Annotated in this window: 15 protein-coding genes; 10 read left to right on the top strand and 5 right to left on the bottom strand. The window is 68.0% G+C overall.

Features of this window, described 5'->3' with window-relative positions:
• The 4 genes from ACR2JA_RS14820 to ACR2JA_RS14805 form a co-directional block, all read right to left on the bottom strand.
• On the bottom strand, positions 1-786 hold a 786-nt coding region (locus ACR2JA_RS14820), incomplete at its 3' end, for a carbohydrate ABC transporter permease (RefSeq protein ID WP_434009847.1).
• 118 nt (positions 787-904) lie between these two features.
• The gene (locus ACR2JA_RS14815) at positions 905-1,789 is read right to left on the bottom strand and encodes a carbohydrate ABC transporter permease (protein ID WP_434009846.1); all 885 of its coding nucleotides are present in this window, start codon (positions 1,787-1,789) and stop codon (positions 905-907) included.
• A 191-nt stretch (positions 1,790-1,980) separates the two neighbouring features.
• Entirely contained in the window at positions 1,981-3,186 is a 1,206-nt protein-coding gene (locus ACR2JA_RS14810; protein ID WP_434009848.1) for an ABC transporter substrate-binding protein, read from the bottom strand.
• A gap of 277 nt (positions 3,187-3,463) precedes the next feature.
• Entirely contained in the window at positions 3,464-4,507 is a 1,044-nt protein-coding gene (locus ACR2JA_RS14805; RefSeq protein WP_434009845.1) for a LacI family DNA-binding transcriptional regulator, read from the bottom strand.
• A 163-nt stretch (positions 4,508-4,670) separates the two neighbouring features.
• Between ACR2JA_RS14805 and ACR2JA_RS14800 the strand changes: the two genes are divergently transcribed.
• The 8 genes from ACR2JA_RS14800 (at position 4,671) to creC (ending at position 11,756) form a co-directional block, all read left to right on the top strand.
• Positions 4,671-5,207 carry a gluconokinase gene (locus ACR2JA_RS14800; protein WP_434009844.1) on the top strand — a complete coding sequence of 179 codons (537 nt, stop codon included), beginning with the start codon at positions 4,671-4,673 and terminating at the stop codon, positions 5,205-5,207.
• Positions 5,204-5,710 (top strand): TRAP transporter small permease subunit, encoded by a 507-nt coding sequence (locus ACR2JA_RS14795; RefSeq protein WP_434009843.1) that lies wholly within the window; start codon positions 5,204-5,206, stop codon positions 5,708-5,710. The genes ACR2JA_RS14800 and ACR2JA_RS14795 overlap by 4 nt, the downstream gene beginning before the upstream one ends.
• 4 nt (positions 5,711-5,714) lie before the next feature.
• Positions 5,715-7,007, top strand: a complete 1,293-nt coding sequence (locus tag ACR2JA_RS14790) for a TRAP transporter large permease (RefSeq protein WP_434009842.1) — start codon at positions 5,715-5,717, stop codon at positions 7,005-7,007.
• Between the two features lie 35 nt (positions 7,008-7,042).
• Positions 7,043-8,062: a TRAP transporter substrate-binding protein gene (locus ACR2JA_RS14785; RefSeq protein WP_434009841.1), complete on the top strand. Its 1,020-nt coding sequence runs from the start codon at positions 7,043-7,045 to the stop codon at positions 8,060-8,062.
• A 109-nt stretch (positions 8,063-8,171) separates the two neighbouring features.
• Positions 8,172-9,023: a shikimate dehydrogenase gene (gene aroE, locus ACR2JA_RS14780; protein WP_434009840.1), complete on the top strand. Its 852-nt coding sequence runs from the start codon at positions 8,172-8,174 to the stop codon at positions 9,021-9,023.
• Positions 9,020-9,421, top strand: a complete 402-nt coding sequence (locus tag ACR2JA_RS14775) for a hypothetical protein (RefSeq protein ID WP_434009839.1) — start codon at positions 9,020-9,022, stop codon at positions 9,419-9,421. The genes aroE and ACR2JA_RS14775 overlap by 4 nt, the downstream gene beginning before the upstream one ends.
• A 58-nt stretch (positions 9,422-9,479) precedes the next feature.
• Positions 9,480-10,157: a two-component system response regulator CreB gene (gene creB / locus ACR2JA_RS14770; protein ID WP_434009838.1), complete on the top strand. Its 678-nt coding sequence runs from the start codon at positions 9,480-9,482 to the stop codon at positions 10,155-10,157.
• A gap of 159 nt (positions 10,158-10,316) precedes the next feature.
• Positions 10,317-11,756: a two-component system sensor histidine kinase CreC gene (gene creC / locus ACR2JA_RS14765; protein WP_434009837.1), complete on the top strand. Its 1,440-nt coding sequence runs from the start codon at positions 10,317-10,319 to the stop codon at positions 11,754-11,756.
• Positions 11,757-11,775: 19 nt separating this feature from the next.
• Here creC and ACR2JA_RS14760 read toward each other — a convergent pair whose 3' ends face one another.
• Positions 11,776-12,327: a PaaI family thioesterase gene (locus ACR2JA_RS14760; RefSeq protein ID WP_434009836.1), complete on the bottom strand. Its 552-nt coding sequence runs from the start codon at positions 12,325-12,327 to the stop codon at positions 11,776-11,778.
• Between the two features lie 52 nt (positions 12,328-12,379).
• Here ACR2JA_RS14760 and ACR2JA_RS14755 point away from each other — a divergent pair, with 52 nt between their 5' ends.
• Positions 12,380-12,850, top strand: coding sequence for a MarR family winged helix-turn-helix transcriptional regulator (locus tag ACR2JA_RS14755; RefSeq protein ID WP_434009835.1), 471 nt, complete (start codon positions 12,380-12,382; stop codon positions 12,848-12,850).
• The coding region (locus tag ACR2JA_RS14750) for an MATE family efflux transporter (protein ID WP_434009834.1) at positions 12,843-13,277 on the top strand (435 nt) is incomplete at its 3' end. The genes ACR2JA_RS14755 and ACR2JA_RS14750, both read left to right, overlap by 8 nt.

The following is a 13,277-nucleotide window of genomic DNA, read 5'->3' as shown; positions in this document are numbered from 1 at the left end:
CTGACTGAACCAGCCGAAGACCACGATGGGCGCGATGGCCATGAGCGAGGCGGCGGACAGCTTGGCCCAGAACAGGCCTTCGGGGCTGGAGTAGCTGGCGATCAGCGTGGCCAGCGTGCCGGCCTGGGCGGAACTCAGGTTGAGTGACCAGAAGGCCTCGTTCCAGCTGAGCACCAGGCACAGCAGGCCGGTGGACGCCAGGCCGCCCATGCCCAGGGGCAGCAGCACCTTGAAGGCTTCCTGCCAGAGCGTGGCGCCGTCCATGCGCGCGGCTTCCAGGATCTCGTTCGGGATCTCCTTGAACGAGGAATACAGCATCCACACCATGATGGGCAGGTTGGACAGCGTGAACACGATGATCAGGCCGAGCTGGGTGTCCAGCAGGTGGCTCTTTTGCGCCAGCACGTAGATGGGCACCAGGGCGCCGACGGCAGGCATCATCTTGGTGGACAGCATCCACATCAGGATGTCCTTGTCGCGCTTGCCCTTGTGGAAGGCCATGGCGTAGGCGGCGGGCGCGGCAATGGCCAGGCCCAGCAAGGTGGACACCACGCTGGTGACCACCGAGTTCCAGGCGTAGTGCAGGTAGTCGCTGCGTTCCTGCACCTCGTGGAAATTCTCCAGCGTGGGCGAGAAGAACAGCTCGGGCGGCACGGCGATGGCCTGCAGCTCGGTCTTGAACGCGGTCAGCAGCAGCCAGCCCAGCGGGAAGAACAGCAGCAGCGCCACGGCCCAGGCGGCCACGGTGCGCACCGCGTAGGCCGGTGTGTAGATAGAGGCTCTCATGCGAAGCAACCTTTGAACGAGGTGATTGGTCGAGAGACACCGCGGAACCGGCTCAGCCGGGCCGCTGGTGTCGCCCCCTTGAGGGGGTCGCGCAAAGCGCGGCGGGGGTGTTTCATGGTCATTTGTCGAGGTTTTTACCGACCATGCGGATCAGGAAGATCGCCGCGATGTTGGCCAGCAGCACGGCGAACAGCGCACCCGCGGAAGCCACGCCGGCGTCGAAGTTCAGCAGCGCCTGCTTGAAGATCAGGAAGGCCACGTTGGTGCTGGCGTCGCCCGGGCCACCACCGGTGGTGGTGTAGATCTCGGCGAACACGCTGAGCAAAAAGATCAGTTCGATCATCACGACCACGGCGACCGAGCGGCCCAGGTGCGGGATGTAGAGGTAGCGCAGCTGCTGGCCGTAAGTGGCGCCGTCCATGCGGGCGGCTTCCAGCTGCTCGCGGTCCATGCTCTGCAGCGCGGTCATGAAGATCAGCGTGGCAAAGGGCAGCCATTGCCAGCTGACCATGACGATCACCGAGAACAGGGGCAGGTCGGTCAGCCAGTCGATTGGGGTGGCGCCGAAGAAGGCCCAGACCTGGGCCAGCACGCCGTAGATGGGGTTCATCATCATGTTCTTCCACATCAGCGCGTTGACCGTGGGCATGACGAAGAAGGGCGAGATCAGCAGCACGCGCACCAGGCCGCGGCCGGCAAAGGGCTCGTTGATCAGCAGGGCGATCAGCACACCGAACAGCACGGTGATCCCGATCACGCTGCCCAGCAGCAGCAGGGTGTTGACCACCGAGGTGGTGAACGAGGGATCGGTGACGAAGTACTCGAAGTTCTCCAGCCCGGCGAACCCGGTCACATCCGGCTGCATCAGGTTGTAGCGGATGAGCGAGAAGTAGATCGTCATCACCAGCGGCACGATCATCCAGAGGAAGAGCGTGGCGATCGCGGGCGTCAGCAGCAGGCGCGGAATGAAACGCGATGCGGGGCGCGAGGTGGGGCGGTTCATGGGGGAGCCTCGGAACGGGGCGATGGAAAGGACCCGGGGGGGGCGCCAGCGCTCAGCGCGCCAGCGCCCAAGAAGCGTTCAGATGGCGTCGCGAGCGGGCCGAGGTGGGGGCGCTGTACCGCAGCCGTACTCCCGTACGGCGAGGAACACCGGCCCCAGATCGGCCTGCGCAGTAGCCAGATGGGCGCTTCTTATTTGTAGTAGCCGGCCTTCTTCATTTCGCGCTCGGCAGCCACCTGGCCAGCCTTCAGGGCAGCGTCCACCGTGGTCTTGCCGGCCAGCGCAGCGCTCATCTGCTGGCCCACGGCGATGCCGATGGACTGGAACTCCGGAATGGCCGCGAACTGCACGCCGGTGTACGGGCTCTTGGGCAGCGTGCTGTCGTTCGGGTTGGCCGATTCGATGGCCTTGAGCTCAGCCGAGGCGAAGCGGGCTGCCTTCTGGAAGTCGGCGCTGGCGTAGGTGCTCTTGCGGGTGCCGGTCGGCACGTTGGCCCAGCCGTTGGTCTTGGCGACCAGCTGCACATAGTCCTTGCTGGTGGCCCAGCTCACGAACTTCTGCGCAGCGTCCACTTTCTTGGAACCGGCGGGGATGGCCAGGTTCCAGGACCACAGCCAGTTGGCGCCCTTGGGCGTGGCCTGCGTGGGGGCCTGGGCGAAGGCCATCTTGTCGGCCACCTTGGACTGCTTGGGATCGCTCACGAACGAGGCGGCGATGGTGGCGTCGATCCACATGCCGCACTTGCCCGAGTTGGTCAGCGCCAGGATTTCGTTGAAGCTGTTGGCCGACGAACCGGGCGGGCCGTAGTTCTTGAGCAGGTCGACGTAGAAGGTGATCGCGTCCTTCCAGGGCTTGCTTTCCAGCTGCGGCTTCCACTGCATGTCGAACCACTGGCCACCAAAGGTGTTGACCAGGGTGGACAGGAAGGCCATGTTGTCGCCCCAGCCCGGCTTGCCGCGCAGGCAGATGCCGTACACGCCGTTCTTCGGGTCGTGGATCTTGGCGGCCAGGGTCTTGATGTCGGTCCAGGTGGGCTTGTCGGCCACGGTGATGCCGGCCTTGTCGGCCAGGTCCTTGCGGTACATCAGCATCGACGACTCGCCGTAGAACGGCGCGGCGTAGAGCTTGCCACCCACCGTCAGGCCGCCGCGCACGGCGGGCAGCAGGTCGTCCACGTCGTAGGCGGCGTCGGTCTTGAGTTCCTGCAGCCAGCCCTTCTTGCCCCAGATCGGCGCTTCGTACATGCCGATGGTCATGATGTCGAACTGGCCACCCTTGGTGGCGATGTCGGTGGTCACGCGCTGGCGCAGCACGCCTTCTTCCAGCGTGACCCACTTGAGCTTGATGTCGGGGTTGGCGGCTTCGAAGTTCTTCGAGAGCTTCTGCATCTCGATCATGTGGCCGTTGTTCACGGTCGCGATGACGAGTTCGGTGGCGGCGTTGGCGCCAGCGGCGGCCAGCAGGCCGGCGGCGAACACGGTGGCAAGGCGGAATTTCACGGTGTGTCTCCTGGAAGGATGGGCGGTCGTTTGAGGTTCTACGGTGTCTGAAGCCGTGGGGGAATTCTGGTCAGGAACGGCCGCGCGATTTGTACGAAACCGGGTCAGTTTGGTACTCCCTTGCGTGGTTGTGTCAGGATTAACCCTAGGTTGTGGCAGAGAGTATGGGTTTTGCTCAGCTGCTCTGGCGCAGGCGCAGTTCAAAACCCAGGTCCACCGCGTGCTGCGGCGGTGTGTCGCCGCGCATCAGGGCCAGCAGCATCTGCGCGCCCGCTACGCCAATGGCGCCGCGCGGTGTGGCCACGTTGCTCCTCGGCGGCAGCATCTGGTCGCTGCCAGAGAGGTCGTTGAAACCCGCCACCGCCACCCGCTGCGGCACCGCCACGCCCAGGCGCAGCGCCGCCAGCAAGCCGCCCTGGGCCAGGTCGTCGTTGCAGAAAAAGATGGCGTCGCAGTCCGGCCGTTCGCGCAGCACCTGGTCCAGCAGCTCACCGCCCAGGGCCATGGACGAGGGACGCGGGTCCAGCCACTCCAGCGCCGGGTCGTGCAGGCCGGCCGCCTGCAGCGCGCGGCGGTAACCCTCGGCGCGTTGCAGGGTGCGCGGGTCCAGCTGCGCGGCCACGAAGGCGATGCGCCGGCGCCCCCGGTCCAGCAGGTGCTGCGTGATGGCCGCGCCCGCGTCGGTCTGCGAGAAGCCCACGCAGTACAGGTCCGGCGTGGTCGACAGCGCCATCACGTGCACGCAGGGCACGCCGCTGCCGGCGATGAGCTCGCGCGTGCGCTCGTTGTGGTCGATGCCCGTCACCAGCAGGCCCGCCGGGCGGTGCAGCAGCTGTTCGCGCAGCAGCTGTTCCTCTTCGTCCGGGTCGTAATGGGTGATACCGATCAGCGTCTGGTAACCGGCTGGTCGCAGCGTGCGCTGCACAGCTTCGAGCAGGTCCACGAACAGCGCGTTCGACAGCATGGGGATGAGCACCGCCACGTGCGAGCTGTGGCGCGAGGCCAGTGCGCGCGCGGCCGGGTCGGGCATGTAGCGCAACTCGGCCGCGGCGGCCTTGACGCGCTCGGCCAGCACCGGGTCCACGGTGCGCTCGCCGCGCAGCGCGCGCGAGACGGTGATGGGGCTCACGCCGGCCAGCGCGGCCACATCGGCCAGGGTGATCCGGCCGGTGGCGCGCGGGCGTTGCGGTGACGCCGGGGAGACAGCAGAAGGGGGCATCAGGGTTTGTACGGTTGCTTGGGATCGATCGGTGTCCGTAAGATAGCGCTATCTCAAGGCCGGGGCCACCCCGGTTTACCCGCACCCCGCAGAGGGGGCGGGCCGCAGCGGTCCCCCATTGGGCCGCTTTTTTCCGGATTCAAAAGATAGCGCTATCTCACCCATGTCAAACGATCCGAACACCTCGCTGGTGATCATGGGCGTGGCCGGCTGCGGCAAGTCCAGCCTCGGCGTCGCCCTCGCGCAGCGCCTGGCCTTCGAGCTGATTGAAGGCGACGACCACCACAGCGCGGGCAACCGCCAGAAGATGCAGCAGGGCACGCCGCTGACCGACGCCGACCGCGCCGGCTGGCTTGCCACCCTGGCCGGCTTGCTGGCGCAGCGCCATGGGCGTGATGTGGTGCTTACCTGTTCGGCCCTACGCCGTGCCTACCGCGAACAGCTGCGCGCCGCCGCGCCGGGCCTGCGCTTCGTGTTCCTGGACATCACGCCCGAGCAGGCGCGCCAGCGCGTGGCGACCCGTTCGTCGCACTTCTTCAACACCGCGCTGGTGGACAGCCAGTTCGCCACGCTCGAATCCCCGGTGGGCGAAGCCGGCGTGCTGCGCGTGGACGCGGCCGAACCGCTGCCCCAGCTGCTGGAGCAGGTGGCCGCATGGGCCCATTCGGCCCCCACGTCCCCAACCCAGGAGGCCGCATGAACGCCCCAGAAGTGACCCAACAGCACCCCTTGCAGCGCGTGGCGTTGGCCCTCATGGCCGCCTGCCTGGCCGTCATGGCCTGCTCGGTGTTCCTCAACGTGGTGCTGCGCTACGGCTTTGGCAGCGGCGTCGCCGCCAGCGAAGAACTCTCGCGCCTGCTGTTCGTGTGGATGGTCTTCATCGGCGCGGCCGCGGCCTACCCGGCGGGCGAACACATGGCCTTCACCAGCCTGGTGGGCCTGCTGCGCCGCCGCCCGCTCGCGTTCCGGCTGGCCACGCTGACCATCCGCCTGCTGGTGCTGCTGGCCGCCGTGCTGCTGGGCCGTGGCGCCTGGCAGCAGGTGGTGGTGGGGCTGGACAGCACCTCGGTGGTGCTGGGCTACCCGGTGGCGCTGCTGCCGCTGCCGGCGCTGCTGTGCGCCGCCGCCATTGGCGCGACGGCGCTGTGGGAAATCGTGACCGCCCGTCCGCTGGACCTGGGTCACAGCGTGGACGTGGAGTGATGTGATGAGCCTCGAAGCACAAGCCTTCATCGTGTTCGTGGTCGGCATGCTGACCCTGATGGGCATCGGCATGAACATGGCCCTGGCCCTGCTGCTCACCGGCGCCGGCATGGCCTGGGTGATGGACTTCTGGGACACCCAGCTGCTGGCGCAGAACATGGTGGCCGGCATCGACAGCTTCCCGCTGCTGGCCGTGCCCTTCTTCATCCTGGCCGGCGAGCTGATGAACAGCGGCGGCATCAGCAAACGCATCATCGACATGGCGCAGACCTGGGTCGGCCACATCCGTGGCGGGCTGGGTTTCGTCGCCATCGGTGCGGCGGTGCTGATGGCGTCCATGAGCGGTTCGGCCCTGGCCGACACCGCGGCGCTGGCCACCATCCTGCTGCCCATGATGCGCGAGCACGGCTACCCCATGCACCGCTCGGCCGGGCTGCTGGCCTCGGGCGGCATCATCGCGCCCATCATCCCGCCGTCCATGCCGTTCATCATCTACGGCGTCACCACCAACACCTCCATCTCGGCGCTGTTCCTCTCCGGCATCGTGCCCGGCCTGATGATGGGCGCCGCCCTCATCGTGACCTGGAAGATCGTGCTCAAGGGCATGGACCTGAAGGACAACCCGCCCGTGCCGATGGCCGGCCGCCTGCGCGCCACGGGCCGGGCGGTGTGGGCGCTGCTGATGCCGCTGATCATCATCGGCGGCATGAAGAGCGGCGTGTTCACGCCCACCGAAGCCGCCGTGGTGGCCGCGTTCTACGCGCTGGTGGTGTCGCTGTTCATCCACCGCGAAATGCAGGTGGGCCAGCTCTACGGCGTGCTCACCCGCGCCGCCAAGACCACCGCTGTCGTCATGTTCCTGTGCGCCGGTGCGCAGGTGGCCAGCTACATGATCACCCTGGCCGATCTGCCCGGCGTGCTGGGCGGCTGGCTGGGCCCGCTGGTGGACAACCCGCGCCTGCTCATGGCCGTGATGATGGTGGTGCTGGTGCTCATCGGCACCGCGCTGGACCTCACGCCGACCATCCTGATCTTCGCGCCGGTGATGCTGCCGATCGCCGTCAAAGCCGGCATCGACCCGGTGTACTTCGGCCTGATGTTCGTGCTCAACGGCGCCATCGGCCTCATCACGCCGCCGGTGGGCACGGTGCTCAACGTGGTGGCCGGCGTGGGCCGCCTGTCCATGCACCAGGTCATCAAAGGGGTCAATCCCTTCCTGCTCAGCTACACGCTGGTGCTGGCCCTGTTCGTCGTCTTTCCGCAGATCGTCACCGCCCCTGTGGCGTGGATGCGTTGATTTCCGCCTGTTTGTTTTTACCCAAGGAGACTGTCATGTCCATCATCCGTCGCACCCTGATCGCCGCCACCGCGGCGGCCGCCTTCGCCGCGCCGTTCGCGGCCTTTGCCCAAGACATCAAGCCGCGCCTGATCCGCTTTGGCTACGGTCTGAACGAACAGTCCAACCAGGGCCGCGCCGTCAAGGTCTTTGCCCAGGAGGTCGAGAAGGCTTCGGGCGGCAAGATGAAGGTGCGCGCCATCGGGGCCGCCGCGCTGGGGTCTGACGTGCAGATGCAGCAGGCCCTGATCGGTGGCGCGCAGGAAATGATGGTCGGCTCCACCGCCACGCTGGTCGGCATCACCAAGGAAATGGCGATCTGGGACACGCCCTTCCTGTTCAACAACGCCAAGGAAGCCGACGTGGTGCTGGACGGCCCGACCGGCCAGAAGGTGATGGACAAGTTGCAGGACAAGGGCCTGGTGGGCCTGGCCTACTGGGAGAACGGCTTTCGCAACCTGACCAACAACAAGCAGCCGGTCAACAAGCTGGAAGACCTGACCGGCATCAAGCTGCGCGTGATGCAGAACAACGTGTTCCTGGAGTCCTTCAAGACCCTGGGCGCCAACGCCATCCCGCTGCCGTTCTCCGAGCTGTTCACCGCGCTGGAGACCAAGACGGTGGACGGTCAGGAGAACCCGTACAACACCATCCTGTCGAGCAAGTTCTACGAGGTGCAGAAGTACCTGACCGTGACCAACCACGTCTACAGCCCGTGGATCGTCACCGTGAGCAAGAAGTGGTGGGACGGCCTGAGCAAAGATGAGCAGAAGATCCTGCTGGACGCGGCTAAGAAGAGCCGCGACTTCGAGCGCCAGGACACGCGCGCCGAAGCCGCCAAGGCGTTGACCGACCTCAAGGCCAAGGGCATGCAGATCAACGAACTCTCGCCCACCGAAGCCAACCGCATGCGCTCGCAGCTCACGCGTGTGAACGCCAGCATCGCCACCAATGTGGGCATGGACCTGTGGAAAGAAACGCAGGCCGCGGTGGCCCAGGCGCGCACCGCAAAGTGAGCGTCTGGCCGCTTGGCCACCCAAGGCAACGCTGATCAAGTCCAAAGCCGGCCTTGCCCCAGGCCGGCTTTTTTGTTTTCATGCGTCATCCTCGCCCACGGACGATGCCATGAACTTCCTGCACACCCTCACCGGTTCCCTGTCCCAGCCCGCAGCCGGGAACCCCACCGTGGCCATGGTTGAAGCCGCTTACCGCCACCACGGCATGGCTTGGCGCTACGTCAACGCCGAGGTGCCGCCCGAGCGGCTGGCCGACGCGGTGCGCGGCGCCCGCGCCATGGGCTGGGCCGGCTTCAACTGCTCGCTGCCGCACAAGGTGACGGTGATCGAACACCTGGACCGACTGGGCTCCTCGGCGCAGATCATCGGCGCGGTCAACACCGTGGTGCATCGCGACGGCCTGCTGGTGGGTGAAAACACCGACGGCCAGGGTTTCATCGAAGCGCTGCGCCCGGTGTGCAGCATCGAAGGCCAGCGCGTGGCGCTGTTCGGCGCCGGTGGCGCGGCACGCGCCGTGGCGGTGGAACTGGCGCTGGCCGGTGCGGCGCACATCACGGTGGTCAACCGCGGCCGCCCTCGTGGTCAGGCGCTGGCCGATCTCATCACCGCCAAAACGCAGGCCAGCGCCGAGTACCTGCACTGGCTGCCGGCCATGCCCATCCCGGCCTGCACCGGCATCGTGGTCAACGCCACGTCGATCGGCTTGCATCCGCACATCGACGACCAGCTGGACATCGACTGGGCCACGCTGCGCCCCGGCATGGTGGTGGCCGACGCCATCCCCAACCCGCCGCGCACCCACCTCATTCGCACCGCCGAAGCGGCGGGCTGCACCGTGCTCGACGGCCTGGGCATGCTGGTCAACCAGGGGGCGATTGCCATCCGGCTGTGGAGTGGTGTGGACGTGGACCGCGCGGTCATGCGCCGCGCGCTCGAAGACCTCTTCGGCTCACCCGCATGAGCCGCATCGAACTGGCGGACGGGCAGCTGGCCTGCGTCACCATCGACGGGGACCGCGTCACGCTGGCGCTGGCCAGCGCGCCGGCGTGGCGGGCCGGTGAGGGCGCGGACACCCGGCCCGTCCTCGGTCACCTGTCGGCCGTCGCGCTGCACTTCGATGCGGCCACGGTGCTGATCGATGCCGGCTGCGCGATCGGCGATTGCCTGGGCGCCGTGCGCGAAGCCCGTCTGCTGGTCGACGGGCGGCTGTGGCGTGAACTGCCGGTCCCCGGCGACTGGACAGGGCCGATCACACTCGACCTGGCGCTGCGCAACGGCGCTGGCCTGCGGGTCAGCTCGCAACACCTGCGGCTGACGCTGGCCGAGGACAGTCGCTTCACCGAGTCGCTGGCCTGCTGAACGGGGCGGCGCCCCGCCTATGATCGCGGGCAGTTTTCTCCCCACCACCACCCGACCCATGGCGCACCGCATCCTGCTGCTGGAAGACGAACAGGCCATCGCCGACACGCTGCTCTACAGCCTGCGCAGCGAGGGCTTTGAGGTCATGCACGTGCCACTGGTGCGCGAGGCGCTGGCCGCCTTTGCCCTGCAGGCGCCGGACCTGGCCATTCTCGACGTGGGTCTGCCGGACGGCAACGGTTTCGACGTCTGCCGCGCCATCCGCAAGACCAGCGAATTGCCTATCGTTTTCCTGACCGCACGCAGCGAGGAGATCGATCGCATCCTCGGCCTGGAACTGGGCGCCGACGACTACGTGAGCAAACCTTTTTCGCCGCGCGAGGTCTGCGCGCGGGTCAAGGCCATCCTGCGGCGCAGCGCCGTGCGGCCGGCCGCCACGGCGCCCGACGCCGCGCCGCTGCAGCTGGACGAAGCGGCCCAGCGCATCCGCTGCGCAGGCCAGTGGCTGGCCCTCACGCGCTACGAATACCGCCTGCTGGCCACGTTGCTCAAGCGGCCGCAGCGCATCTTCTCGCGCGCCGAACTGATGGACCTGGTCTGGGACGACGCGTCCGACACCGCCGACCGCACCGTGGACGCCCACATCAAGCTGGTGCGTGCCAAGCTGCGCGACGCCGGTGCCAGCGCCGACCTGATCCAGACACACCGGCACATGGGTTACTCATTGAGCGCCTGATGGACATGCACCCCCTGCGCCGCTTCGTGTCTTCCCCCTCTCTCGCCTGCGGCGGGAGGGGGACGGCACCAGAGGCCCGGCAAAGCCGGTTCCTCGGTGCCCCTGAACAGGGATGTGCCGTGCGTGATGGGTGTCGCTGCGTCAACGGGATAGGCTGAAGTGCGCATCGGCCTGCGACTCCTGCTGGGCTTTTTTCTGGTGCTGGGGCTGGCGCTGTTCGTGGTGCTGCGCATCTTCCTGGAAGAGGTCAAGCCCGGCACCCGCCTGGCCATGGAAGACAGCCTGGTGGACGCGGCCTACAGCCTGGCCCAGCTGGCCGCGCCCGACCTGAAGGCCGGCGCCATCGCCACCGGCCCGTTCGCCCAGGCCATGCGCGCGCTGCCCGAGGTCAAGCCCGACGCCGACATCTGGGGTTTCCACAAGGACCGCATCCACTACCGCATCAGCGTCACCGATGCGCGCGGCATCGTCGTCTTCGACACGCGCGAGGCGGCGGTGGGCGAAGACCGCTCGCGCTGGAACGACGTCTACAAGACCCTGCGCGGCCAGTACGGCGCGCGCTCCAGCGCCGACAGCCCGGACCAGCCCGACGCGACCGTGATGCACGTGGCCGCGCCGGTGCGCGACGGCGATCGCATCATCGGCGTGCTCACCGTCTCGCGGCCCAACGCCACGCTGGAGCCCTACATCCAGCGCAGCCGCGACCGCATCCTCGCCTGGTCGTGGGCGCTGCTGGGCATCTCGCTGTTCATCGGCCTGCTGTTCACCTGGTGGATGGCCAGCTCGCTCTCGCGCCTGCGCGGCTACGCCAACGCGGTGGCGCAGGGCGAGCGCGCCGAGCTGCCGAGCATGGGGCGCCTGTCGGGCAACACCGAGTTCAGCGACCTGGCCCAGGCGGTCGAACGCATGCGCGTGCGGCTCGAAGACAAGGCCTATGTCGAGAACTACGTGCACACCCTCACGCACGAACTCAAGAGCCCGCTGGCGGCCATCCGCGGCGCGGCCGAACTGCTGCAGACGCCCATGCCCGAGGCCGACCGCCAGCGTTTTGCCGGCAACATCGAACGCCAGACCGAGCGGCTGCAGCAGCTGATCGACCAGCTGCTGGGCCTGGCCGATGTGGAGCAGATGCGCCAGCTGCGCGACGTGGAAACCGTGGACCTGGGTGCGCTCACACGCGAGACCCTGCAGGCGCTGGAGCCGCGCCTGCGCCTCAAAGACCTGCGGGTGACCGACGGGCTGGGCACCGGCCAGAGCCTGCGCGGCAACCGCTTCCTGATGCGCCAGGCGCTGCACAACCTGCTGGACAACGCGATCGACTTCTCGCCCGCGGGCGGCACGCTCACCCTCGGCCTGGAGCGCGAAGGTGCGCAGCTGGTATGGACCCTGCGCGACCAGGGGCCGGGCGTGCCCGACTACGCCATCGGCCGCATCTTCGAGCGCTTCTATTCGCTGCCGCGCGGCCCGGGGCAGGACAAAAGTTCGGGCCTGGGCCTGTGCTTCGTGCAGGAGGTCAGCGCCCTGCACGGGGGCGAGGTGCAGATCGACAACGTGAACGACCCACGCGGCTGCCGCGTGCGCTGGACCTTGCCGGCCTGAAGCGAAGCCAAGGAGCGGCTCAGCCCTTCGCGCGCGACGCGTCGAACACGAAGCAGGTGGTGGTGGCGTGGGCGTAGAGCTTGCCGTCGGGTCCGACGATGCGCGCCTCGGCGGTCGCCATCTGCCGGCCGCTGTGGATCACGGTGCCGATGGCGCGCAGCGGGCCGGACTTGTCGCTGGCCGAACGCACGATGTTCAGGCCGAGTTCGGCGGTGGTGTAGCCGGTGCCGGCGGGCAGCTTGGTCTGCACCGCGCAGCCCAGCGCCGAATCGAGCAGCGTGGCGTACCACCCACCGTGCACCGTGCCCAGCGGGTTGTAGTGCTTGAACTGCGGCGCACCCTGGAACACCGCGTGGCCGTCGCCCACCTCGATCAGGAAGAAGCCCAGGGTCTCGCTGATGGGCGGGTAGGGCAGCTCGCCACGCAGCAGCGCCTGCATGATCTCCAGCCCCGTCTTGCCAGCGATCTGCTCCGGCCTGGAAACGCCGGCCTGGGCGCCCGCGGCTGCGATGCGTTCCCGCACGGCGGCCTCTTCGCGTTCCCAGCGCAGGCGGATGTTGTCGGTATCCATGGTTTGCCCTTTCATCAATTGCATATGCAACGATTGTAGATACAATTGAAACATGGCCGTCAGCACCCCCACCCGATCCCAGCCGCAAGGCTGCACCAACCTCAAGCTGCGCCAGTTCATGCGCCGCGTGAGCCAGTTCTACGACACCGAGATGGCGCAGGTGGGGCTCAAGACCACGCAGTACTCGCTGCTGTCCTGCGTCGACAAGCTGGGGCCGGTGCGCCCCGGCGAACTGGCCGCGGGGCTGAAGATGGACGCGTCCACGCTCACGCGCAACCTGCGCCCGCTGGTCGACGCCGGCTGGGTGGTGGTCGGGGCCGGCGCGGACGCGCGCAGCCGCCTGGTCAGCCTCACGCCGGCCGGGCGCGAGAAGCGCGCCGAGGCCAAGCGGCGCTGGAAGATGGCCCAGACGGGCATCAACCGCCTGCTGGGCGAGGACCAGGTGGTGGCGCTGCACGCGCTGATCGACGCGTCGATGGAGCGGCTCGCGCCCGCAGCGGCCGAGGGGGATGGCGATGCGTGAGCCCGGCGCAGCCGCGCCCAACCCCCTGCTGACCCAACCCATCCTGCCACTGCTGCTGAAGTTCGCGCTGCCCAACATGGCAGCCATGCTGGCCACCGCGCTGGCGGCCATCGCCGAGACCGCCTACGTCGGCCGCTTCGGCTCGCCCGCTCTGGCCGGCATGGCGCTGGTGTTTCCCTTCGTGATGTTCCAGATGATGCTGTCGGGCGGGGCCATGGGCGGCGGCGTGTCGTCGGCGGTCAGCCGCGCGCTGGGCGCGGGCGACCCCGCGCGGGCCAACGCGCTGGCGGTGCACGCGCTGTGGATCGCGCTGGCCGCGGGCGCCGTCTACATGGTGGCGATGCTCACGATGGGCGAGGCCGTGCTGTCGGTGCTGGGCGGGCAGGGCGAGGCACTGGCCCAGGCCATGGCCTACGCCAACGTGGCC

This window comes from Hydrogenophaga sp. (assembly GCF_051007235.1).
GTDB lineage: Bacteria > Pseudomonadota > Gammaproteobacteria > Burkholderiales > Burkholderiaceae_C > Hydrogenophaga.
The sequence above is the reverse complement of the archived record's forward strand: the minus strand, read 5'-3'. Positions and strand labels throughout refer to the sequence as shown.